General features: G+C 45.9%; 23 protein-coding genes and 1 other RNA gene. 16 read left to right on the top strand and 8 right to left on the bottom strand.

All coding sequences use genetic code 11. From position 1 onward, the window contains the following. Window positions 1-22: 22 nt before the first annotated feature. The 3 genes from R2S67_RS11140 to R2S67_RS11130 all read right to left on the bottom strand — a co-directional run bounded on the left by R2S67_RS11140 (window position 23) and on the right by R2S67_RS11130 (window position 1,129). The gene (locus tag R2S67_RS11140; protein ID WP_237283959.1) at window positions 23-622 is read right to left on the bottom strand and encodes a 5-formyltetrahydrofolate cyclo-ligase; all 600 of its coding nucleotides are present in this window, start codon (window positions 620-622) and stop codon (window positions 23-25) included. Between the two features lie 5 nt (window positions 623-627). Continuing rightward, a non-coding RNA gene (gene ssrS, locus R2S67_RS11135) (6S RNA) lies at window positions 628-812 on the bottom strand. An 8-nt stretch (window positions 813-820) separates the two neighbouring features. Further along, window positions 821-1,129 (bottom strand): cell division protein ZapA, encoded by a 309-nt coding sequence (locus R2S67_RS11130; RefSeq protein ID WP_005393932.1) that lies wholly within the window; start codon window positions 1,127-1,129, stop codon window positions 821-823. A gap of 249 nt (window positions 1,130-1,378) precedes the next feature. Here R2S67_RS11130 and R2S67_RS11125 point away from each other — a divergent pair, with 249 nt between their 5' ends. From R2S67_RS11125 to R2S67_RS11115, 3 genes are read left to right on the top strand one after another with little or no spacing between them, the layout of a single operon-like run. Next, complete coding sequence (locus R2S67_RS11125; RefSeq protein WP_170903475.1) at window positions 1,379-1,957, top strand: YecA family protein; 579 nt, start codon at window positions 1,379-1,381, stop codon at window positions 1,955-1,957. 23 nt (window positions 1,958-1,980) lie between these two features. Beyond that, window positions 1,981-3,159, top strand: coding sequence for a 2-octaprenyl-6-methoxyphenyl hydroxylase (gene ubiH, locus R2S67_RS11120; protein ID WP_268979430.1), 1,179 nt, complete (start codon window positions 1,981-1,983; stop codon window positions 3,157-3,159). Window positions 3,160-3,190: 31 nt separating this feature from the next. Beyond that, a complete protein-coding gene (locus R2S67_RS11115) occupies window positions 3,191-4,399 on the top strand; it encodes an FAD-dependent 2-octaprenylphenol hydroxylase (protein ID WP_005393929.1) in 1,209 nt (402 codons plus the stop codon). Between the two features lie 65 nt (window positions 4,400-4,464). Here the strand turns inward: R2S67_RS11115 and R2S67_RS11110 are convergent, their stop codons facing one another. From R2S67_RS11110 to ygfZ, 3 genes are all read right to left on the bottom strand, one after another. Continuing rightward, window positions 4,465-4,671, bottom strand: coding sequence for a DUF1107 domain-containing protein (locus R2S67_RS11110; protein ID WP_005380970.1), 207 nt, complete (start codon window positions 4,669-4,671; stop codon window positions 4,465-4,467). 638 nt (window positions 4,672-5,309) lie between these two features. Further along, window positions 5,310-5,783: an aminoacyl-tRNA deacylase gene (locus tag R2S67_RS11105; RefSeq protein ID WP_031780369.1), complete on the bottom strand. Its 474-nt coding sequence runs from the start codon at window positions 5,781-5,783 to the stop codon at window positions 5,310-5,312. After that, window positions 5,776-6,744 carry a tRNA-modifying protein YgfZ gene (gene ygfZ, locus R2S67_RS11100; protein ID WP_104974800.1) on the bottom strand — a complete coding sequence of 323 codons (969 nt, stop codon included), beginning with the start codon at window positions 6,742-6,744 and terminating at the stop codon, window positions 5,776-5,778. Before ygfZ ends, R2S67_RS11105 begins: the two co-directional genes overlap by 8 nt. A gap of 189 nt (window positions 6,745-6,933) precedes the next feature. Between ygfZ and R2S67_RS11095 the strand changes: the two genes are divergently transcribed. Both R2S67_RS11095 and R2S67_RS11090 read left to right on the top strand, forming a co-directional pair. Further along, complete coding sequence (locus R2S67_RS11095) at window positions 6,934-7,194, top strand: succinate dehydrogenase assembly factor 2 (protein WP_005393925.1); 261 nt, start codon at window positions 6,934-6,936, stop codon at window positions 7,192-7,194. Then, the gene (locus tag R2S67_RS11090; protein ID WP_308384594.1) at window positions 7,142-7,624 is read left to right on the top strand and encodes a protein YgfX; all 483 of its coding nucleotides are present in this window, start codon (window positions 7,142-7,144) and stop codon (window positions 7,622-7,624) included. The genes R2S67_RS11095 and R2S67_RS11090 overlap by 53 nt, the downstream gene beginning before the upstream one ends. Window positions 7,625-7,646: 22 nt before the next feature. On the opposite strand, the gene nadB is transcribed toward R2S67_RS11090, so the two are convergent. Next, a complete protein-coding gene (gene nadB, locus R2S67_RS11085; protein ID WP_031780368.1) occupies window positions 7,647-9,260 on the bottom strand; it encodes an L-aspartate oxidase in 1,614 nt (537 codons plus the stop codon). 553 nt (window positions 9,261-9,813) lie between these two features. Between nadB and rpoE the strand changes: the two genes are divergently transcribed. From rpoE to acpS, 11 genes are all read left to right on the top strand, one after another. Next, a complete protein-coding gene (gene rpoE, locus R2S67_RS11080) occupies window positions 9,814-10,392 on the top strand; it encodes an RNA polymerase sigma factor RpoE (protein ID WP_005380946.1) in 579 nt (192 codons plus the stop codon). Window positions 10,393-10,418: 26 nt separating this feature from the next. Next, window positions 10,419-11,045: a sigma-E factor negative regulatory protein gene (locus R2S67_RS11075; protein ID WP_046875100.1), complete on the top strand. Its 627-nt coding sequence runs from the start codon at window positions 10,419-10,421 to the stop codon at window positions 11,043-11,045. After that, window positions 11,042-12,007 carry a sigma-E factor regulatory protein RseB gene (rseB, locus tag R2S67_RS11070; protein WP_005393918.1) on the top strand — a complete coding sequence of 322 codons (966 nt, stop codon included), beginning with the start codon at window positions 11,042-11,044 and terminating at the stop codon, window positions 12,005-12,007. Before R2S67_RS11075 ends, rseB begins: the two co-directional genes overlap by 4 nt. Further along, on the top strand, window positions 12,004-12,474 hold the full coding sequence (locus R2S67_RS11065; RefSeq protein ID WP_005384575.1) for a SoxR reducing system RseC family protein: 471 nt from the start codon (window positions 12,004-12,006) through the stop codon (window positions 12,472-12,474). The genes rseB and R2S67_RS11065 overlap by 4 nt, the downstream gene beginning before the upstream one ends. Before the next feature lie 158 nt (window positions 12,475-12,632). Next, window positions 12,633-14,426: a translation elongation factor 4 gene (gene lepA / locus R2S67_RS11060; RefSeq protein WP_317344084.1), complete on the top strand. Its 1,794-nt coding sequence runs from the start codon at window positions 12,633-12,635 to the stop codon at window positions 14,424-14,426. Between the two features lie 104 nt (window positions 14,427-14,530). Further along, window positions 14,531-15,430: a signal peptidase I gene (lepB, locus tag R2S67_RS11055; RefSeq protein WP_317344083.1), complete on the top strand. Its 900-nt coding sequence runs from the start codon at window positions 14,531-14,533 to the stop codon at window positions 15,428-15,430. Between the two features lie 20 nt (window positions 15,431-15,450). After that, entirely contained in the window at window positions 15,451-16,128 is a 678-nt protein-coding gene (gene rnc, locus R2S67_RS11050) for a ribonuclease III (protein ID WP_005393907.1), read from the top strand. Next, window positions 16,121-17,083, top strand: coding sequence for a GTPase Era (gene era, locus R2S67_RS11045; RefSeq protein WP_006743309.1), 963 nt, complete (start codon window positions 16,121-16,123; stop codon window positions 17,081-17,083). The genes rnc and era overlap by 8 nt, the downstream gene beginning before the upstream one ends. 115 nt (window positions 17,084-17,198) lie before the next feature. After that, entirely contained in the window at window positions 17,199-17,930 is a 732-nt protein-coding gene (gene recO / locus R2S67_RS11040) for a DNA repair protein RecO (RefSeq protein ID WP_005384578.1), read from the top strand. Continuing rightward, window positions 17,927-18,658, top strand: coding sequence for a pyridoxine 5'-phosphate synthase (gene pdxJ, locus R2S67_RS11035; protein WP_048625989.1), 732 nt, complete (start codon window positions 17,927-17,929; stop codon window positions 18,656-18,658). Before recO ends, pdxJ begins: the two co-directional genes overlap by 4 nt. Before the next feature lie 13 nt (window positions 18,659-18,671). Continuing rightward, window positions 18,672-19,052 (top strand): holo-ACP synthase, encoded by a 381-nt coding sequence (gene acpS, locus R2S67_RS11030; RefSeq protein WP_012841407.1) that lies wholly within the window; start codon window positions 18,672-18,674, stop codon window positions 19,050-19,052. 69 nt (window positions 19,053-19,121) lie between these two features. Here acpS and barA read toward each other — a convergent pair whose 3' ends face one another. Beyond that, window positions 19,122-21,920, bottom strand: a complete 2,799-nt coding sequence (barA, locus tag R2S67_RS11025) for a two-component sensor histidine kinase BarA (RefSeq protein WP_258688074.1) — start codon at window positions 21,918-21,920, stop codon at window positions 19,122-19,124. Between the last annotated feature and the right edge of the window lie 152 nt (window positions 21,921-22,072).

Genomic DNA, 22,072 nt, shown 5'->3' with positions numbered 1-22,072 from the left:
TTGCGGGCGTGATTATAGCGGCTTACTTGCCACTTTCCCATTGCCATATTCGGCTTGGGGTCACGATCTTAGGTAATGGAATGTCCCAGCTTTCAATTGGTAAGCGTTCTACATGTTGGCAGTCGTGAGCGATACCAACAGGCTTGGCACCTTCTCCGGTTATAAACCAATGAGACAGGGTACGGTCATAATACCCTCCGCCCATGCCTAAGCGGTGGCCGATGCTGTCGAATCCAACCAAAGGTGTACAAATGATATCAAGTTGACGAACGGGCTTGAGATGGCGGATGTCCAGTTTGGGCTCTAAGATGCCGTATTTGTTGTAGACCAATTGATCATCACTTACGTACAGAAGAAACAGTAACTGACCTTTGGCAAACGGATGGATGACAGGTAGATAAATCGATTTTCCCTGTTGCCACAACCACTCAATGAGCGGCTTGGTATCAAGTTCACCGTCAGCAGAAAGATAAATAGCAATATGCTGTGCTTGCTGGATTTCAGGAAGTTGAGAGAACTGAGTGACAAGGTCGATCCCCGCTTGGAATTGCGTATCGCTACACAATGCGTTGCGCTTTTCACGAATCAGTTTGCGGAAGTCTTGTCGAGAGAGGTCTGACATAGAGAGAATACCCCAGGGTGCCGTTGAGGATTGTGGCCCTTGAACCAGCTGGTTCAAGGCGGATCAGCAATGACAACCGTAGGCTTCTCGGTGCATGCCGAGCTTGCTCAATAGTTACCAAATACTAACCCTTAGGTATTGCTTATCGGCTCAGGGACTTAAATCCTGCTGACGCACACCCCAGGGTAAATTTTGTATTTACTGCTGTCCTTGCGTAACTTTGCTTAGTGCGTTCTCAAGAGACGCAGTGAGCTTTTCCATTCGCTCAGTAATTTCTTGCTGTTGACCGTTTGATTCGTATGACTTGGTGTGCAACTCATAACAAATATTCAATGCAGCGAAGGTCAGCAGTTGGATTTCATTGGTTACCTTAGTACGTTCGCTCATTTCTTTCAATCGGCGATCCAGATCTTTTGCCGCTGCAACAAGAGACTCTTCTTGTCCTGTCGGACAATTCACTCGTGTAACTTTGCCTAATATTTCAACGTCGATCGCTTGATTGCTCATGATGAATAAACTCTATATTCGCGCTATCTAAGGTGTTGCTTCATACAACTACCGAGGAGCAAACTATAGGAAAACCGCTATTAAGATTCAAGCATTTCCCATCACAGAAAGAGAAATGATGACGAGATCACACAGGAATTGGGCAAATTGAGCAAATGCTGTTCAAAATTGAATTTGATAGCCGTTTCAGACCACTAACCTTGATGGTAGGATATACCAATACATTATTATGCAAGAATGAGCCAAGTTATGAGTGAAATCACCCTTCCTGAATACCAATCTATTGCTGCTGAACTGCAATCTGCAAGCCTAGCAGTAACACCTGCGGAATTACATGGCTTATTTGTCGGCATGTTAAGTGGTGGATTGGCGATTAATGATCAAACTTGGCAGCCTATTCTGTTTGACTACACCAATGATGGGATGGGGTGGCCTTCTAACGCGCTAGCGTTTGCTCAAAGCGTATTCACCGTTACTGTCAATGAACTCACGGGCACGTCGATGGAGCTGTCTTTATTATTGCCAGATGAGCCGGGAGAAGAAGGCTTATTCACGTTGGCTGACAGCGTGTCCGATTTCGTAAACCATTTTATTTCTGGGTTAGGTCTAGCAGGTGTTGCGCTAAATAAAGCGTCAGATGACGCTAAAGAAGCATTGGCTGACCTAGAAGAGATTGCCAAATTAGGCATTGATGAAGATGACGACCTCGGTGAACAAGCGCAATTGCTAGAACAAGTGATTGAACACATCAAAGCTTGCGTACTAACGATTCATGCTGAGTTTGGTGTTCGCCCTGAAAGTAGCGATAAAAAGCCTACTATTCATTAATCGTAGATGGTCCAGAGGTTAGCATGAAGCAATATGATGTAGTCATTGCTGGTGGTGCCATGGCAGGGGCAACGTTGGCATTAGCGATTGACCATTTGTCTCAGGGAAAGCTCCGCATTGCCGTCGTTGAGCCTTTTAAAGCGCAGTCAGATATGCACCCTGGTTTTGACTCTCGCTCAATCGCATTGTCTTACGGTACTGTCAATCTGTTGCGTCAACTACAGCTCTGGACCTCGATAGAGCCGTTTGTCACACCCATTGAACATATCCACGTTTCTGACCGCTCTCATGCTGGGATGACGGAAATTACCAAGCAAGAGATTGGCGTTGAAGCACTAGGGTATGTTGTCGAATTAGCCGATGTTGGTCGCGTATATCAAGAATTATTAGATAGCAGCGCATCCATTACGCTGTTTTGCCCTGACTCTGTTACCGATATCGAGCGCGAGCAAGACTGTACCCATATTACGTTGAAAAGCGGTGGGAAGCTTGAAGCAAAACTGCTGGTGGCAGCCGATGGTGCTGTTTCGACTTGTTGTCAGAAAATTGGTTTAGAGCTTTCTGAGCAAGATTTTGAGCAAGTGGCTGTCATTGCCAATATTGTGACTCAAGAACCTCATCAGGGTAGAGCCTTTGAACGTTTTACTGAAAATGGCCCTGTTGCTTTATTGCCAATGAGTGACAATAGAATGTCCTTAGTTTGGTGTCTGCACCCTGAGGAAGCCCAAGCAGTTCTTGAGTTATCTGACCAAGCATTTCTCCAACGTTTACAACAAGATTTTGGCTGGCGTTTGGGCGCGATGAAAAAAGTGGGACGACGTGCGAGTTACCCATTGCTTCTTCGCCATCGAAAGCAAAATATCTCTCATCGTTTTGCGATTGTTGGGAATGCCGCGCAAACGCTGCATCCGATAGCTGGACAAGGTTTTAATCTTGGTATTCGCGACGTTGTCTCGCTAGCAGAAGAAATCGTGCAGCAAAGCGGTGATGTTGGTCTTTATCAAGGCTTGATGCGCTTTAGTCAGCGTAGAGAGGCAGATCGAAGCGAAACGATCTGGCTAACCAGTGCCTTAGTGCATATTTTTTCAAATGATTTACCCGCGATGCGAATTGGGCGAAATACAGCCTTAGCAGCGATGGATAACCTTTCTATTTTTAAGCAGCCGCTACTGCGCCATACGCTTGGTTTGGTAAAACGATGAACGGCCGCACTGAATTAGGTAATAAAAAGCAATGATGCAAAGTGTAGATATCGCCATCATCGGCGGAGGGATGGTTGGGTTGGCACTTGCTGCCGCGTTCAAGGACAGCGATCTGCGTGTCGCCGTAATAGAAGGCAAGGTGCCAGATGAGTCGTTGAAAGAGTTACCTGATGTGCGTGTGTCTGCGTTGAGCCGTTCTAGTGAGACTATCTTGCGTAAGCTTGGCGCTTGGCAGGGGATAGAGCAACGCCGAGCTTCACCATACTACGGTATGGAAGTGTGGGAGCAAGATAGCTTCGCTAGTATTGAGTTCAATGCACAAAGCATGGCACAACCTGATTTAGGGCATATTGTTGAGAATCGAGTGATTCAACTCGCACTGCTCGAACAAGTCCAAAAGCTCGATAACGTCACTATGTTTATGCCTGCACGTTGCGCGACCTTAGCGGTGGGCGAACAAGAAAGTTGGTTGACGCTCGACAATGGTCAAGCCATGACGGCTAAGTTAGTGGTCGGAGCCGATGGGGCAAACTCGTGGCTTCGTCATCAAATGGATATTCCGTTAACGCATTGGGATTATGGGCATCATGCTCTGGTCGCGAATGTTAAAACCGCTGCTCCGCACAATAGCATTGCACGACAGATTTTTACTCCTCAAGGGCCATTGGCGTTTTTGCCAATGTCGCAACCAGATATGTGCTCTATTGTTTGGTCCACTGAGCCAAATCGTGCAGAGCAGCTATTGGCAATGAGTGAGCATGATTTCAACAAAGCATTGACGAGCGAATTTGATACACGACTTGGTCTATGTGAAGTCGTGGGAGAGCGTGCCGCGTTTCCTCTGAAAATGCGTTATGCGCGAGATTTTGTTGTGGAGCGAGTCGCATTGGTTGGTGATGCAGCGCATACCATTCATCCTCTAGCGGGCCAGGGGGTAAATTTAGGTTTATTAGATGCAGCCAGCCTCGCTCAAGAGGTGTTAGCGCTATGGAAGCAAGGCCAAGATATTGGCAGCAAACGCAATCTAAGAGGTTATGAGCGTTGGCGCAAAGCGGAAGCAGCAAAGATGATCGCTGCAATGCAAGGATTCCGAGACCTGTTCTCTGGAGAGAATCCTGCTAAGAAGCTGGTTCGTGGCATTGGTTTGAGTTTAGCGGGTCAACTGCCGGGAGCGAAAGATGAGATCATGAAGCGTGCGCTTGGTCTAAAAGGTCATCTGCCGGATCTGGCACGTCAGTAGGTGTAAAGCGAACTTCAAATACACAAAAGGCTGGTTAATCCAGCCTTTGTTTTATCAACGTTTTGCTAAGCATATGCGCATCGGAGTTTCATTATTTCTTGGTTGATCTCTTTGACCGCTCGGAAATGGCGTTGCTCTGCTTTCTCCGGCAGTATTAACTTGCCGTTATCAAACTCGAATCTACCGACCCCGTAAATATAAATTCTTCCTTTAAAAAGACGACTTATATGTTTAGCAATCATACTTGGTGTATAGCGCTTAAACAGTCTCATATTTACTTTCCTTTTATCTAACCTAGCCTAGGTATTCTACGTTTTGGACGCGAAAATTATTGTGACAGCCATAGTATTAAATACAGATGTAGGGTGTTGCGTCAGAGATTTGTGTTGTCTTAGACAATTTGACAGTGTCATCTCTTAAATAGCGTGAGGATTACCCCAAAAAATCACCGTTCAAGGAACCCTTACGACAATACACTCCTTTTTACGTGACGCATTAAGCAATAGTTTTGTTACAGAATTAAGAATAGAACGAAAATGATTGTTTGCTAATTGTTTCTATTAAGGTGGTATCCAACAGAACAAACTTTACGTCCTAACGGTTAGAGAAAGAGGAAGAGAAAAAAGTTCCGCACAAAAAAAGCCCGCTTCAGCGGGCGAATAGTCACAGATGCATTACACAAAAGTGGACAGCTGACGGCATGAATACTGTCATTCAGTCAGCTGATTCACTTTATGTTGGTTAAGTGCTTGTTTGAAACTTAACCAACAAATTCAGCATATACGAGTTTTATCTTTGTGACTATTTATGTTTTATATGTGATTAAAAATTCTCTCATCTATTTTTATAGATATGAGCGAGATCACGTGATGATAGAAACACTACGTGCTATTACATTATTTTTAGACGACTAACGACATATCTCAGCTACGGTCGGCTGACACAATTGGATCAGATCTTGGATAGAAAGCGCCAGTCCAGCCATGCGATCGCCACTGCTGATCGTGACTTCCTGTTCTTCTAGTAAGCTAGGATCGAACACGATCGGCATGTGTCGTTTGAGTAATAGTGGAGTGACAGTACCAATTTTGTAACCTGTGATGGCCTCAACGTCGGCTTGATCAACGCAAGTCATCCGGCGGCATTGCAGTAACGAGCGCACTTTTTTGGGATCGACACTACGATCACCTGGAGCACAGGCGAGAGCATATTGATTACCCATGTCTCGTAGCAAGATCGCTTTTACCATTTGAGAAGGGCGAATGCCGCGTTGTTGCGCGGCATCCTCAATAGTGGTTGCTGGTCTTTGATGCGGTAACAGACGAAACGGAATGTGTTGGTCTGTGAGAAATTGCATCAAAGGAGTATTGATTGTATTACTCATCATCAAGGCTGTAAGGCAGTGATTCGATTGTCCATTCACATTCTGGTTGAGCAACCAAACGAAGACGAGTGTCTTCATCGAGATTATTGGGCAGTACGATTAGGCCAATCGCTTGATTGTCGCTGAACTGGTAGTGGTTTAATAAAGCACCCACTGAACGCCAGTTTTCACCCACGCTGCGTTCGAGCTCAATTGGCTCGTCACTAAATGGAGCAGAAGTTGCCCCTTTTACGATGTACATCGCACGTTTATTTGTACCGCGATACTTAGCTCGTGCTACCGTTTCTTGTCCTGTGTAGCAGCCCTTTGTGAAGCTAATGCCTCCTAAAGCTTGCACGTTGAGTGCTTGTGGAATGTGAGCATTCTGCGCGGATGCAGAGACAAATGGTAAACCAGCTTCAATGTCGAAACGATTCCAAAGCTCATTTGTCGTAAGGGCAGCATCTGTATTTTCAACGACTTGTTGCGCAGCTGACGCACTTAATATCAGTAGCCAGCGGCTTTGTGAAACTTGTACCGCGGTGCCGCCTTCAACAGGGCGAACGCTGCCAGTCGTTTTGCTCATTGAAGAAATAAGCTCGTCGGCTTTTACGCCGGCAACACCTAAGATAACTTCATCAGAAGCTTCAATCGTTACTTTAGAGAAAATGGCGTATTTTTTTATTTCGCTAAGTTCTACGTCAATCGCCGATTTTGGTTGGATCATGCCGTAGCCATCGTGGTGATGGAAAAGGCGGAACACACTCCACACTTTACCTTTCGCATCACAATGTGCGCCTAACGTTGATTGGTCTTGTTCTAAAGAAACGACATCGCAGGTAACCTGACCTTGTAAGTATGATTTTTTATCGTCACCGACCATGGTGATCATGCCGAAATTGTCCAGCAGCGAGATAGATAACTCTGGAAGTGCGTCTTGAGTTGAGAGAGGTAGTGCTGAAAAACGAGTTTGCCATTCCATAATTACAATGCCTTTTGAAGATATTTTTCCGCTATGTTATACCCAAATAACCTTGAGATACTAGGGGAGCGATTTACGAATCAACATTTGTCTGCTTTCACTATCGTATTGTGACCCGCACACTAGTGACGTAGCACATCCCTTGTTACACTCCGCACTAACAACAAGACATCTATGAAGGAATAGTGAATGTACACTCCGGAAGAAAAAGCGCGTATTAAATGGGCTTGTCGTCGAGGCATGCTTGAGCTTGACGTAGTAATTATGCCGTTTTTTGAAGAGTGCTTTGATACTCTGAGTGAACAAGAGCAGCGTGACTTTGTTTCTTTACTTGAATGCGATGATCCTGATCTGTTTACTTGGATAATGGGGCATGGCCGCAGCGAAAACTTAGGTCATGCTGCAATGGTTGATAAAATTGTCGCCCATAACCTCAGCAAAGTTCGTTAATTTTACCGCTTCTCCCTCTCTGACTGCCCGAGTTCTCAATGTAATACTTTTCTTACTGATGACTTGGGCCGTTACCCTCTCTAGCATCCCTCTCGTATTATCGATTTATTTGTTATTAATGATTGTTAAGGCACTACTGAGCCAAGGCTTTGTTAAACCGACAAGTCAGGGTTATTGGTATGTGCATTGCGATGGCTCGGTTAGGTTTGAGGCCCTTGAGTATAGTGAATGTTCGGCGGCTCTTGAGTCTGAAAAGGATCAGTTACAACGAGTCGATACATCGACATTGCCATTCAAGATAACATTTCGATTGCAGTCTGGCCGTAGCGTCACGATTTGGCGTGATAGCTGTGACGATCAGCATTACCGTCAATTATCTTTGGTATTACGCCAGTGGGAAATGAAACAGGGAGCCAATGCTCCCTGTTGATGTAATAGTTTATTTTGTCGAATTAAAGCTGTTTAGCTGGAACCAAAATCGTTGGTCCGCTGTTTTCCAGTTGGTTCGGATAATCAAGCGTGTAGTGCAAACCTCGACTCTCTTTACGCTGCATCGCACAACGAACCATCAGCTCTGCTACTTGTAAAAGGTTACGCAGTTCTAATAAGTTGTTCGAGACACGGAAATTGCTGTAGTACTCATGCGTTTCTTGTTGCAACAGTTGGATACGGCGCAAGGCGCGTTCTAAACGCTTGTCAGTTCGTACAATGCCCATGTAGTCCCACATAAACAGACGAAGCTCGTGCCAGTTGTGCTGAATGATCACTTCTTCATCACTGTTGGTCACTTTACTTTCATCCCAACATGGTACCTGTGAAGGAAGCTCCACGTTAGTGTGATGTTTTAGAATATCTTTCGCCGCAGACCAAGCATAAACCACGCATTCGAGAAGTGAATTTGATGCCATGCGGTTAGCCCCATGCAGCCCTGTATAGCTGACTTCGCCAATCGCATACAAGTTTTTAAGATCGGTGCAGCCATTTCTATCCACCATGACACCGCCACAAGTGTAGTGCGCAGCAGGTACGATTGGGATTGGCTCTTTGGTCATATCAATGCCCAAGTCCATCAAGCGTGAGTAAATGGTTGGGAAGTGTTTCGTAATAAAGTCCGCAGGTTTGTGACTGATGTCGAGGTACATACAGTCGGCACCCAAACGCTTCATTTCGAAGTCGATAGCACGAGCCACGACGTCACGCGGAGCAAGCTCTTTACGCTCATCGAAATCTGGCATAAAGCGAGAACCATCTGGACGACGCAGGTAAGCACCTTCACCACGTAACGCTTCGGTCAACAAGAAGTTACGCGCCTCGGGGTGGTATAAACACGTCGGGTGGAACTGGTTAAACTCCATATTTGCCACACGACACCCTGCACGCCAAGCAATCGCAATACCATCACCAGACGACACATCTGGGTTAGAGGTGTATTGATAAACTTTTGAAGCGCCACCTGTAGCGAGAACCACAAATTTGGCCCGCACGGTTTCGACATGCTCTTCGTTGCGGTTCCAAATATAAGCACCGATAACTTTGTTTTTATCACCGCCAATTTTGTCTTCGGTGATTAAGTCCAGCGCATTGTGGCGTTCGAGAACATGAATGTTTGGATGGTTGTGAGCGTTATCTTGCAGAGAGGTTTGCATCGCCATACCTGTTGCATCTGCCGCGTGAAGAATACGACGACGGCTATGGCCACCTTCACGAGTTAAGTGGTAACGAGGCTCATCGTCAGAGTCATCCTCTTCACGATCAAATGGGACACCACCGTCGATCAACCACTGCACGCACTCTTTTGAATGTTCAGCAATGAACCTCACGGTATCTTCATCACAAATACCATCGCCGGCGATTTGTGTATCTTCAACGTGTGAATCAATGGTGTCTGACTCATCAAATACAGCAGCAATACCACCCTGGGCATAATAGGTCGCCCCTTCGCTGCGTGGCCCTTTACTCAGCACCATCACTTTACAGTGGTTAGCTACGCGCAAAGCCAACGACAAACCAGCCGCGCCACTCCCTACCACTAACACATCACACTCATGTTCACGATTTGTGTTCATATAACTTTTATAATCCCAAGCTAAGGTAACAAAGTCACCTTGTGTATTATTTGCACACCATGTGCATTCCATTATCGCGACACCCGTCGCTAAGGGCTAAGTTGGGAGACCTATCGACATCCGTGTTACTGCGGTGACTGAGCCACTCTTCTTTTTCATGCAGAGCATGAGCATGCTTCCTAAGTTATATTTGTAACGCGGTGTTCAGATAGCCATTAGCCATGCAAATGAAAAGTAATAGTTTGTCAATGCCATTGCTTTTCCATGCTCGACCCAGCACAATCTGGGACAGAGATCATTCATTATACCCATTTCCCCTCAAGATGCTCGCTTGTCAAACTTAGACTAAAGTCAGGCAACGGTGGTCATTTGGGTATAGACATCACACTGTGAAAAAACAATGACAAAAAACTTGAGAAACCATGGAACTTTCTCATTCACGTTAGGGTCACAATAGTGCTCAAGTAAGCAGTGGTGTCAATACTACGTTTTGCATAATTAGTACCCATATCTGAGAAGAGTAGGGGCATAACAAATAGGAGTATCCGCTCGAATGAACGAGCAGCTGACCGATCAAGTATTGATTGAGCGAGTTCAGAATGGCGATAAGCAAGCATTCAACCTGCTGGTAACGAAGTACCAGAACAAGGTATGTAATCTTATTTCCAGATACGTTAGTAATCCTGGCGATGTACCAGATGTAGCACAAGAAGCGTTTATTAAAGCTTACCGAGCTATTCCCAGCTTTCGTGGGGAAAGTGCGTTTTATACGTGGCTGTATCGCATTGCAGTGAATACTGCGAAAAATCACATTGTTGCTCAAGGGCGTAGACCTCCAGCGACAGATGTCGATGCTGAAGATGCTGAATTTTACGAAACAGGTAGTGCACTTAAAGAAATATCGAACCCTGAGAACTTAACGTTGTCCAAAGAATTGCAACGGGTGGTGTTCAGTGCAATCGAAGCTTTACCTGAAGATTTAAAAACCGCAATGACATTACGAGAGCTCGATGGCTTGAGTTATGAAGAAATTGCAGAAGTGATGGATTGCCCGGTAGGAACGGTACGATCGCGTATCTTCCGTGCTCGTGAGGCGGTGGAAAAGAAAATCAGACCTCTTTTGCAACGCTAGTACAAGTAATAACTATGGTGAAAATAATGGCTGACAAAGAAAAACTTTCAGCTCTCATGGATGGAGAATTGGTCGATAAGGCTTTAATTCAAGAGTTAGAGCAAGACCAAGAGAGCCGTGATGCTTGGCAGAACTATCACCTGATTGGTGATGTGATGCGAGGCGAAGCGCCAGCAAAACCTGAGTGGAATATTGCTGAAAGCGTGGCGTTAGCGTTAGAAGATGAACCTGCACATCGTGCGTTTGATTCGCACGGTGCAAATGTTATCTCAATTGCTGATACGCCAAAAGAGTCGCAACCAGAACCGCAAAAAGCAAAACGTCAGTTGCCAGGTTGGTTGACACAGTTTGGTCAAGTTGCTGTTGCTGCATGTGTATCGCTTGTCGTTATTTTAGGTGTACAGCAGTACGGTGGTAGCGATTCAATGTCGCCGCAAACAGATCAATTACCTGTGTTGCAGACAGTTCCGTTTGCTGGCAGCGCAGAGCCTGTGAGTTTAACTCGTGAGTCTGTTGAGCGTTCTGTAGGTGAAGCAAATATGCAAGAGCAACGTAAGCGTGTTCATGCTATGCTGCGAGACTACGAATTGCAGTTACGAATTAACAGTGATGCATCTCAACAAGATGCAAATCTGAATCCGGATATTGAATGAAAAAATTTCTGATCAGCGCTTGCGCTCTGTTCAGTATGATGTCTTCTCAAGCCTTTGCTGGTGATAAGCCAGCGGAGGCTTTATTGCATCAAATGAGCGAGGCGAGTAAGAATTTAAGTTACGAACTCTCTTATATCCTTATCAAAAAGAACAGCATTGAGCCGTTGCTGTATCGTCATGCGACGCATGGTGACGATCAATATGCTCATCTTGTTTATTTAAGTGGCCCTGTGCGCGAAGTGATTCGTCGTGGCACAGAAGTAAGCTATATCGAAACGGGTTTAGAACCATTCACCATCGAGTCAGGTAAAATGGTCGCTCCGACCATGCCTATGCTCAACACCAATATCGATGAGCTAAACTTGTATTACGACTATGTAAAAGTGGGTAGAGCTCGTGAAGCAGGTGTAGCAACACAAGTGCTGCGTGTCGTCCCTAAAGACGGTCTGCGCTATTCATACGTACTATGGATCGATGAAAAGAGTAAATTGCCGTTACGTGCCGACCTTGTGGACCGTGATGGTGAGATGCTTGAACAATATCGCACTATTTCTTACACGGTGAATCCAAAAATCGCAGAGTTAATGAGTGGCCTACAAGATGTTCAATTACCAGCTGTTCTCACCATGCCAAAAGGCGATATTGGAACCAGCAATTGGCAGGTAGGTTGGATCCCTGAAGGTTTCGAACCGAACGAGCTGAACCGCTACCGCATGGCTGTTACCAATCAAATGGTGGAGAGTCAGCTGTATTCTGATGGTCTGTTTAGCTTCTCTGTTTACGTAGCAAACAAAGATGAGCATTCGTTAAAAGGTCAGTTGGTTCGCCAAGGCCGAAGAACGCTGCATAGTTTTGTGAGCGGTCAACATGAAATCTCCGTAGTTGGAGACATTCCGCCGACCACAGCACAACGTATCGCCCAATCTGTCACATTTAATGTAACAAAGAGTAAACAACAATGATGACCGCGTTGGCTACTGTGACAGACGTACATCGTCGCGGTAAACAATACGAAATTGATTTAAGCTGCGAACAGCAGACCAGTTGCAGTAGTTGCTCTTCACAGAAAAGCTGTGGAACGGGCGTTGTGACTAAAGCCATTGGTAACAAGAGTTTATCTTGGCACCTGCGCACGGATAAATCAGTGAAGATAGGTCAAGTCGTTGAGATAGGCTTTCCTGAGTCGAGCCTGATAAAATCAGCAATGGCGGTTTATTTACTGCCGTTGTTTGGTTTGATTATCGGTGCGATGTTTGGTCACTTCCTATTAGCGCCGCTGACCGCGGGCGGGGAAGGTATCATCATATTGGCATCAGTATTATTTGCAGCTGGTGGAATGTGGATCGCAAAACGTGTTTCTCGTCCGTTAGAGGATGAATCCAAGCGCCAAGTTACCCTTGTTAGGGTACTTGGGGAGCCAATCCAGTAAGCGCTGTCCCCCTCCACTTAAGGTTATTTGGGTATGTACTTTAAATTACGTGCGCCCGTTAACGAAATTCGGTAGAATCTGCCAACTTGATTGAAATGCCGTCAGTAGATGGCGTTTCTTACTGTCCCTATTTGTAAAGAGTTAGTCACCCTAAATCTATGAAGCACATTCGTAACTTTTCGATTATCGCCCACATCGACCATGGTAAGTCGACCCTATCAGACCGTCTAATCCAAGTTTGTGGCGGGTTAACCGATCGTGAAATGGCCGCACAGGTTCTGGATTCTATGGATCTTGAACGTGAGCGTGGTATCACCATTAAATCTCAGAGTGTGACGCTAAACTACACCGCTAAAGACGGTGAAACGTATCAGCTGAACTTCATCGATACTCCGGGGCACGTTGACTTTGCATATGAAGTATCACGTTCTCTAGCGGCTTGTGAAGGTGCGTTATTGGTTGTAGATGCGGGTCAAGGTGTTGAGGCTCAAACACTGGCTAACTGTTACACCGCGATTGAGATGGATCTAGAGGTTGTGCCAATCTTGAACAAGATTGACCTACCAGCAGCCGATCCTGAGCGTGTAGCGGAAGAAATTGAAGAAATCGTTGGTATCGATGCAATGGAAGCAACCCGCTGTTCTGCGAAGACAGGCATCGGTGTTGATGACGTTCTAGAGAACATTGTGTCAGCGATTCCAGCACCGGAAGGTGATCCAGATGCGCCACTACAAGCGCTGATCATTGACTCATGGTTTGATAACTACCTTGGCGTTGTTTCTCTAGTACGTATTAAAAACGGCGAACTGAAGAAGAACGACAAGATCAAAGTGATGAGCACGGGTCAAGTTTGGGGTGTAGACCGTCTTGGTATTTTTACGCCAAAACAAGTAGATACCGATATCCTTCGTACTGGTGAAGTAGGTTGGGTGGTTTGTGGTATTAAAGACATCCTTGGCGCACCAGTTGGTGATACGCTGACTATGTCTAAGAATGGCTGTGAAAAACCGCTACCAGGTTTTAAGAAAGTAAAACCTCAGGTTTACGCAGGTCTGTTCCCGGTATCTTCTGACGATTACGAGAACTTCCGTGATGCGCTGGGCAAATTAAGCCTAAACGACGCATCGCTATTCTACGAGCCAGAAAACTCAGCGGCACTTGGCTTTGGTTTCCGTTGTGGTTTCCTTGGCATGCTGCACATGGAAATCATCCAAGAGCGTCTAGAGCGTGAATACGACTTAGATCTCATCACCACGGCACCAACCGTAGTTTACGAAGTTGAAAAAACGGATGGTGAACTGCTGTACGTTGATAGTCCTGCCAAACTACCAGCGATCAATGATATTGAAGAAATTCGTGAACCGATCGCTCGTTGTAATATCCTGGTACCTTCAGAGTATCTAGGTAACGTCATCACGCTGTGTGTTGAAAAGCGTGGTACTCAGGTCGATATGGTTTACCACGGTAACCAAGTCGCCGTGACTTACGATATTCCAATGGCCGAAGTGGTACTGGATTTCTTCGACCGTCTGAAATCGACATCTCGTGGTTATGCGTCTTTGGATTACAACTTCCAGCGCTTTGAAGCGTCGAATATGGTACGTGTAGACGTTCTTCTGAACGGTGACACCGTTGATGCATTGGCGATGATCACACACAAAGACCAGTCTCAGACTCGCGGTCGTCAGCTGGTAGAGAAGATGAAAGAATTTATCCCTCGCCAAATGTTTGATATCGCAATCCAAGCAGCGATTGGTAACCACATTATCGCACGTTCAACTGTAAAACAGCTACGTAAGAACGTAATCGCGAAATGTTACGGCGGTGACGTAAGTCGTAAGAAGAAACTTCTGAAGAAACAGAAAGAAGGTAAGAAGCGCATGAAGCAGATCGGTAACGTTGAGCTGCCTCAAGAAGCGTTCCTAGCCATCCTTCACGTAGGTAAAGACTAAAGTTGAACTTTGTCTCACACTTGTCGGTCTTAAGACGTTAGATATTAAAATAAGTGAAAGGGTTTCGGCTCTTTCACTTTCGTATTTTTAGATAAGGGAATTTAATGGCGAATACATTCTCACTGATGTTGGTTATTGCGACTTTGGTAACTGGCGTGGTTTGGCTACTGGAAAAGCTGGTTTTCGCGAAAAAGCGTCAGGAAAAGCTGGCTGAGATTCAAGCTCAGACGTCTAATGGTTTGGATGCCATGACCTTGCAAAAAGTTGAGCGTCAGCCTTGGTGGGTTGAAAATAGCGTCTCAATTTTTCCTGTGATTGCGTTCGTTTTAGTATTACGTTCTTTTATCTACGAACCATTTCAAATCCCATCAGGCTCAATGATGCCGACTTTGTTGGTGGGTGACTTTATCTTGGTAGAAAAATACGCCTATGGCTTGAAAGATCCGGTATGGCGCACGCAGTTAGTTGAAACAGGTAAACCTGAGCGTGGTGATATCGTGGTATTCAAATACCCACCACAACCAAGTGTGGATTACATTAAGCGTGTTGTTGGTTTGCCTGGTGATATCGTGCGTTATTCAAGTGATAAGCAGCTTTGCGTGCAAAGCCAAGGTGAATCGGCGTGTAAACCAGTTAAACTGAGCAATGTTGAAGAAAGTCAGTTTAGCTCGAACGGTATTCCAATGATCCAACTGGATGAAAAATTGGGTAACGTGGAGCACAATATTTTGGTTAACCCTCTTGTTCGTAACCGTGTGGAGCAATACTTCCCACGTAGCGGCACGACAGAGTGGGTTGTACCACAAGGTCAGTACTTTGTGATGGGTGATAACCGTGACAACAGTGCTGACAGCCGTTATTGGGGCTTCGTTCCTGAAGCAAACTTAGTCGGCAAAGCTGTCGCCATTTGGATCAGCTTCGAGTTTGATCGTGGCGCAGATAGCGTTCTACCTTCATGGATTCCAACTGGTGTGCGTTTTAACCGCATCGGTGGTATTCACTAACCATTTTATATCGAGAGAGTATGAATTCTCCAATTGATAAACTAGAGAGAAAGCTCGGCTACCAGTTTCAAGATGCCGGGCTTATCAACTTGGCGCTGACTCACCGCAGCGCCAACAGTAAGCATAATGAACGTCTTGAGTTTCTGGGCGATTCAATTTTAAGTTTTGTCATCGCTGATGATCTGTACCATCGTTTCCCGAAAGTGAACGAGGGTGACATGAGCCGTATGCGTGCTACTTTGGTTCGCGGACATACATTGGCGGAACTGGGTCGTGAATTCGATCTAGGAGATTATTTAAAATTAGGTCCAGGTGAATTGAAGAGTGGCGGTTTCCGCCGAGACTCTATTTTAGCCGATGCGGTTGAAGCCATTATTGGCGCAATTTACCTAGACAGCGATCTTGAAGTCGTGCGAGGCATTGTACTGAGTTGGTACAACTCACGCCTTGAAGCCATTAAACCTGGCGTCTCACAAAAAGATCCGAAAACTCGCCTACAAGAGTTCCTACAAGGCAGAAGAAAACCGTTGCCTGTGTACACAGTGACTAATATTAAAGGTGAAGCGCACAACCAAGAGTTTACGGTTGAGTGTGAAGTAGCAGGTGTGGACAAGCCTGTAATCGGGAAAGGCACCAGCCGCCGCAAGGCAGAACAAGCGGCTGCTGAAACAGCACTTGAGCAATTAACAAATGGCTGATAACGAATTCGATATCGATGCGTTTTTCGCATCACAAGGTGAGCCAAGCTCGCCAGAAAACCAGCACTGTGGCTTCATTGCTATTGTTGGTCGCCCAAACGTAGGTAAGTCGACACTTCTGAACAAAATCTTGGGTCAGAAGATTTCGATCACCTCACGTAAGCCACAAACAACACGCCACCGCATTATGGGTGTGGACACGGACGGCGATTACCAAGCGATTTACGTTGACACGCCAGGACTTCACATCGAAGAAAAGCGTGCGATTAACCGTTTGATGAACCGTGCGGCTAACTCATCTCTAAGTGATGTAAACCTAGTGTTCTTCTTAGTCGATGGTACGCATTGGACTAAAGACGATGAGATGGTGCTGACTAAGCTTCAAAAATCGAACTTCCCAGTTGTGCTTTGTGTCAATAAAGTCGACAACGTGCAAGATCGTAACGAAGTGATGCTACACATGGCTGAGATGTCTAAAAAGATGGACTTCGTTGACGTTGTGCCAATCTCTGCGAAGCAAGGGAAGAACATTGATGTACTGCGTAAGCACGTGCGTAATCACTTACCTAAAGCAACGCACCACTTCCCAGAAGAATACGTGACTGATCGCTCCCAGCGCTTTATGGCATCTGAAATTGTGCGTGAAAAGTTAATGCGTTTCACGGGTGAAGAATTGCCATACTCGGTAACGGTCGAGATTGAACGTTTTGATTACAACCCAGAAACCGACGGTTTCCACATCAATGCCTTGATTCTTGTTGAGCGTAATGGCCAGAAGAAAATGGTGATTGGTAAAGGTGGCGAGAAGATCAAGACCATTGGTCGTGAAGCGCGTTTAGATATGGAAGAGTTGTTCGGTCGTAAGGTTTACCTAGAAACCTGGGTAAAAGTGAAATCTGGCTGGGCAGACGACGAACGAGCACTGCGCTCGTTGGGTTATATCGACGACTTATAATCTTGGCTGCGAAGATGCTTCGCTCCAACATCGATGAAAAATTAGTATCGATTAAAATAAGGAGCCGCTCGGCTCCTTATTTTTTATTTCACACTTTTTAGGCACAATGACTTAGATGAGTAATCTCTCTTCCGAAGGTTTACAGCGCTGTTTTGTATTACATCGCCGCCCTTACAGTGAATCGAGCTTAATCCTTGATGTATTCAGTGAGGAATATGGTCGAATGACTTTAATGGCCAAAGGCGCGCGCAGTAAGCGTTCGAACTTAAAAGGCGCATTGCAACCTTTTACTCCGCTGTTACTTAAATGGTCGGGAAAAGGTTCAATGAAGACTTTGCGTCAAGCTGAGCCGATAAGCCTAGGTTTACCGCTAACGGGCATTAATCTCTACTCTGCCATGTACGTCAATGAACTGATTGGTCGGATATTGATGGCTGAAGTGCCGATGCCAGCGCTATTTCATGATTATTTGCATGCGCTAACAGAGTTGGCACACAACGAGAACCCTGAGCCAGCACTGCGTCGTTTTGAGTTAGCATTGCTATCTGCGATGGGGTATGGCGTAGATTTCTTGCACTGTGCAGGTACTGGCGAGCCCGTCGACCCAGAGATGACGTATCGTTACCGGGAACAAAAAGGCTTCATAGCTTCGGTTAGGCGCGATAACCTCACGTTTTTAGGGAATGAACTGATTGCTATCAGTGAGCGGCGGTTCGTCACTAAAGAGCAGCTAAAAGCGGCAAAACGCTTTACACGTATAGCCTTAAAGCCGTATCTTGGCGGCAAACCTTTAAAAAGTCGTGAATTTTTCATTCAGACCCCCAGAGCACGGAGTAACGGAAAATGAGCTCAATTTATTTAGGCGTCAATATCGACCATATTGCCACTCTACGTAATGCACGTGGTACAAAATACCCTGATCCTGTTCACGCTGCTGAAATTGCAGAGCGTGCAGGCGCGGACGGTATCACTATCCACTTACGTGAAGACCGTCGCCATATTTTGGATCGTGATGTACGTATTCTGCGTGAAACCATTCAAACGCGCATGAATCTAGAGATGGCTGTGACAGACGAAATGGTTGAGATTGCGCTGCAAACTAAACCAGAGTTTGTGTGCTTAGTGCCTGAAAAACGTGAAGAACTGACGACGGAAGGTGGCTTGGACGTTGTGGGGCAGCTTGAAAAAATTAAAGCTGCGACGAAAAAGCTGACAGATGCAGGCATTAAAGTTTCACTCTTTATTGATGCTGATCGTCAACAGATTGAAGCTGCGAAAAAGTGTGGTGCTCCGTTTATTGAGCTGCACACGGGTCATTATGCTGATGCGACGACAGAAGACGAACAGCAAGCAGAACTGAAGAAGATTGCCGCTGGTGCGAGTTATGCACATGACCTAGGTATTATTGTTAATGCCGGGCATGGCCTGACTTATCACAATGTCGCGCCAATTGCTGCATTACCAGAAATTTACGAACTCAACATTGGTCACTCAATCATTGGTCGCGCGGTATTTGATGGTTTGAATAAAGCGGTTGCGGACATGAAAGCACTGATGATTGAGGCACGCCAGTAATAGGGCTATCTAGATGGCGATTATAGGGTTAGGGACCGACATTGCAGAAATTGAGCGTATTGAAAAAGCGTTAGCTCGTAGTGGTGAGCCTTTTGCTCAGCGTATTCTTTCAGAAGAAGAAATGGCTAAATTTTCACAGCTTAAGCTGCAAGGCCGTTATCTTGCTAAGCGCTTTGCGGTCAAAGAAGCGGCCTCAAAAGCATTGGGGACAGGGATCGCGAAAGGGGTCACGTTTCACGATTTTTCCATCTCGAACGATGCGCTTGGAAAACCAGTACTCGCATTGACGGGCACAGCAAAACAAATAGCGGATGCGATGGGCGTTAACCACATTCACCTGTCCATTTCCGATGAGCGTCATTACGCTGTGGCGACGGTCATTTTTGAATCCTAGCTTGTAAGTCTTAAACAAAATACTAAAAAGCCAGAGCAGATGCTCTGGCTTTCTTGTCTCTCGAGCAGATTACTGTTCAAGGTATAATTTTGCAGTCGTTGTGACTTTAATCATTTCATCTTGCAGCTCGAACATTTCAGGCTCAACCTCCTCAAGACTGATCCCTGAGCGCAGTGCTTGCTCAAGCGTCGCACAGAGGGATTTCAGCCTAGGCACTCCGCAATATGAGCTACTGCCGTGCAGCTTATGGATGACATGAATTAGGTCATCACGGGAGATATCTTCTTGCTCCAGAGCTTGGTCAACGACTGCTTCTACTTCAGGGATGAACTCAATCAACATGCGCAGCATGTCTTTGGCTAGATCCTCTTTATTCGCGCTCTGTTTTAAGGCAGCTTGCCAATCAATAATCACATCCTGCTGAGGCGAAGAAACGGATTGTGGCGCGCTCCCTTCAGGCTCATCAACGTATGAAGGGGCGACTTTGCCAATGCTCTCCGTACAAGCATTTGGGTTCCAGTGAACCAAAACCTGTTGTAGCACATGCTCTTCAATAGGTTTGGTCAAGTAGTCATCCATTCCTGCCGATAGCAAGCGATCTCTTTCACCCGCCATGGCATGCGCAGTTACCGCAATCACTGGCGTGTCTTTATTTAACTCCAACTCTTTAATGTGCTGACAAGCGGTCACCCCATCCATTTGTGGCATTTGGATATCCATGAAGATTAAATCGTACTTTTTCTCTGTCGCCAGGTTCACCGCTTGCTGGCCATTGCTACAGGCGGTGACGGTTTCTACTCGTTCGCGAAGCAGAGCGGAAATCAGCTTCAAGTTCGCTGGGTTATCATCCACCGCTAACACCGTCAGAGGTAAACGCTCCCCTTCGCTTGGTGTAATTGGAGCACTCAATGTTGGTGGTGATTCGACATGTTCGCTAATCAGGCTTTGCAGCAGTTTACGGCGAGACAACGGCTTCGTCAGGCATTGGACGTGATGCTCAGTCATAATTTGGTCGGCAAGCGCCAGTTCGGTACTCGGTGTCCCTAGGATCACACTCGGAGCCATGCGTTTCGCTTGCTCTATCCAAGGTGTAATAACTTCCGCATCGTGAGTCTGGTTGGCCGCTAAATTCAGTAATACATAGTCATATTGTTCTTCGTTGTTTGGTAGCGAGGAGCGGTAGGTCACTAAGATACCTTCTTGACTTAGAATCTGCTGGGTAACGGATGCGGCTTGCATGTTTGGTTCAATCAACAGCAACTGTTTGCCCGTCAGAAGTTCCACTTCAATCAGTTCGCTCATTGGCATCTCTGTTGAGTGCAAGCGCACCGTAAACCAGAACGTCGAACCTTGGTGTAGGCGGCTGGTTAAGCTGATCTCGCCACCCATCTGGCTTACCAATTTCTGCGTGATAACCAAACCTAACCCAGTGCCGCCGTAGCGACGTGAAATGCTGGCATCCGCTTGGCTAAATGCTTGGAATAATTGCGCTTGCTGACGTTCAGAAATACCAATGCCGGTATCGCGCACCATGAACTGCAACTCGACGGAGTCCCCAGATTGAGAGCGCATTTCAACACTAACATCAATGTTGCCTCGCTCGGTAAACTTGATTGAGTTACCGACTAAGTTCGTCAAAATTTGCTGGATACGTAGTGGGTCCCCAACTAAACCCGGTGGAATTTTAGGGTCCACTTTTAGGGTGATTTCTAACCCTTTCTCATGTGCACTCGTGGCTTGTAGGTTAATAACTTCTTCTAAACTTTCTCGGAAATCAAACGGAATGTTTTCCAGCGCTAGCTTACCCGCCTCAAGTTTCGAGAAGTCGAGAATGTCATTGATGATGTTCAGTAGATTGTTCGCCGACTTCTCAATCGTCTGTAGGTAATCAGTTTGGCTGTTAGAAAGCTGCGTTTTAAGCATTTGACGAGTAAAGCCAATAACCCCATTGAGCGGAGTACGCAGTTCGTGCGACATATTCGCCAAGAACTCAGATTTAACCCTGGCCGCTTCTTGCGCACGTTTCTTCGCGATATCTAACTCAACGTTCTGAATCTCTAGCTGCTCAAGCGTTTCACGCAAGTCTGATGTGGCTTGGTCTATACTATGCTGCATCTCCACGTGATATTCCGATAGCGATACCGCCATGGCGTTAATACCGTTTTTCAGTTGGTCTAACTCACCATGCATTTTACCTTCGATACGCACGTCTAGGTGACCACGGCGAATGCGGTCAACGACATTTTTCATGTGGGTGATAGGCTGGGTAACATCGTGCATCAGACGTGAAGCAAACACACTTGCCAAGCCAAGACCGAGTATAAGAACTAAAAAAGCAGAGAAAACTTCTTGATATTGTTGCAGCCTTAAAGAGGAGAGATCTAACTCAACGGCAATATAACCAATTGCTTTGGTTCCTTGGCTTTCGTTCGACAACTCCGCTAAATAGTGACCCTCGGACAAAATAGGTACGCGCAATATCAGTGAGTTTTCGTAGATTTCCGAATTGCCCAGTTGCGGGATCGGTTTATCTTTAGGGAACATCAAGGCTTCGAAATTAGGGTGAAAGTTAGATGTCACGAAGAGCTCATGATGTTCATCAAACACCGCGATACTACGAACCAGTTTAGAGTTTTTGCGATGGGCGTAGCTTATCAAGCGACGTACCGCCTCTCGGCTTTCTGATAGTAGATGAGTTTCACTGGCAATTGCTAACGGCTCAATGATGCTGTTACCAGTGGTGATAACTTGTTTCTCAAGATCTTGGTAGCGGTTGAAAGAGAAAAAACCGCTCAGTAATAAACCAATGATGAGAGTGGGAGCGAGAGTCAGTGTAATTACACGTGCTCGTAAGCCATATCTGGTCATGTTATCTAATTACATCGGAGTCTGGATATGGGAAAATAACGCATTATTTCTCAAGCGCACGATAAGGCGTTGAGCAAAGAAGTGACGTCACCTAATAAACGGTAAGCATAATCAAGTCACTCGAATCACACAACGGCTGCAATCAAGAATAG

The organism is Vibrio sp. T13N (assembly GCF_032970445.1).
In the GTDB taxonomy this organism is placed as follows: Bacteria; Pseudomonadota; Gammaproteobacteria; order Enterobacterales; family Vibrionaceae; genus Vibrio; species Vibrio diabolicus.
This window is presented reverse-complemented; position numbering and strand designations above follow the sequence as displayed.

What these genes read in the sequence shown, in the direction of transcription:
- R2S67_RS11140 (WP_237283959.1), bottom strand. Translation starts at nt 622, where the DNA reads ATGTCAGACCTCTCTCGACAAGACTTCCGCAAACTGATTCGTGAAAAG.
- R2S67_RS11130 (WP_005393932.1), bottom strand. Translation starts at nt 1,129, where the DNA reads ATGAGCAATCAAGCGATCGACGTTGAAATATTAGGCAAAGTTACACGA.
- R2S67_RS11125 (WP_170903475.1), top strand. Translation starts at nt 1,379, where the DNA reads ATGAGTGAAATCACCCTTCCTGAATACCAATCTATTGCTGCTGAACTG.
- ubiH (WP_268979430.1), top strand. Translation starts at nt 1,981, where the DNA reads ATGAAGCAATATGATGTAGTCATTGCTGGTGGTGCCATGGCAGGGGCA.
- R2S67_RS11115 (WP_005393929.1), top strand. Translation starts at nt 3,191, where the DNA reads ATGATGCAAAGTGTAGATATCGCCATCATCGGCGGAGGGATGGTTGGG.
- R2S67_RS11110 (WP_005380970.1), bottom strand. Translation starts at nt 4,671, where the DNA reads ATGAGACTGTTTAAGCGCTATACACCAAGTATGATTGCTAAACATATA.
- R2S67_RS11105 (WP_031780369.1), bottom strand. Translation starts at nt 5,783, where the DNA reads ATGAGTAATACAATCAATACTCCTTTGATGCAATTTCTCACAGACCAA.
- ygfZ (WP_104974800.1), bottom strand. Translation starts at nt 6,744, where the DNA reads ATGGAATGGCAAACTCGTTTTTCAGCACTACCTCTCTCAACTCAAGAC.
- R2S67_RS11095 (WP_005393925.1), top strand. Translation starts at nt 6,934, where the DNA reads ATGTACACTCCGGAAGAAAAAGCGCGTATTAAATGGGCTTGTCGTCGA.
- R2S67_RS11090 (WP_308384594.1), top strand. Translation starts at nt 7,142, where the DNA reads ATGCTGCAATGGTTGATAAAATTGTCGCCCATAACCTCAGCAAAGTTC.
- nadB (WP_031780368.1), bottom strand. Translation starts at nt 9,260, where the DNA reads ATGAACACAAATCGTGAACATGAGTGTGATGTGTTAGTGGTAGGGAGT.
- rpoE (WP_005380946.1), top strand. Translation starts at nt 9,814, where the DNA reads ATGAACGAGCAGCTGACCGATCAAGTATTGATTGAGCGAGTTCAGAAT.
- R2S67_RS11075 (WP_046875100.1), top strand. Translation starts at nt 10,419, where the DNA reads ATGGCTGACAAAGAAAAACTTTCAGCTCTCATGGATGGAGAATTGGTC.
- rseB (WP_005393918.1), top strand. Translation starts at nt 11,042, where the DNA reads ATGAAAAAATTTCTGATCAGCGCTTGCGCTCTGTTCAGTATGATGTCT.
- R2S67_RS11065 (WP_005384575.1), top strand. Translation starts at nt 12,004, where the DNA reads ATGATGACCGCGTTGGCTACTGTGACAGACGTACATCGTCGCGGTAAA.
- lepA (WP_317344084.1), top strand. Translation starts at nt 12,633, where the DNA reads ATGAAGCACATTCGTAACTTTTCGATTATCGCCCACATCGACCATGGT.
- lepB (WP_317344083.1), top strand. Translation starts at nt 14,531, where the DNA reads ATGGCGAATACATTCTCACTGATGTTGGTTATTGCGACTTTGGTAACT.
- rnc (WP_005393907.1), top strand. Translation starts at nt 15,451, where the DNA reads ATGAATTCTCCAATTGATAAACTAGAGAGAAAGCTCGGCTACCAGTTT.
- era (WP_006743309.1), top strand. Translation starts at nt 16,121, where the DNA reads ATGGCTGATAACGAATTCGATATCGATGCGTTTTTCGCATCACAAGGT.
- recO (WP_005384578.1), top strand. Translation starts at nt 17,199, where the DNA reads ATGAGTAATCTCTCTTCCGAAGGTTTACAGCGCTGTTTTGTATTACAT.
- pdxJ (WP_048625989.1), top strand. Translation starts at nt 17,927, where the DNA reads ATGAGCTCAATTTATTTAGGCGTCAATATCGACCATATTGCCACTCTA.
- acpS (WP_012841407.1), top strand. Translation starts at nt 18,672, where the DNA reads ATGGCGATTATAGGGTTAGGGACCGACATTGCAGAAATTGAGCGTATT.
- barA (WP_258688074.1), bottom strand. Translation starts at nt 21,920, where the DNA reads ATGACCAGATATGGCTTACGAGCACGTGTAATTACACTGACTCTCGCT.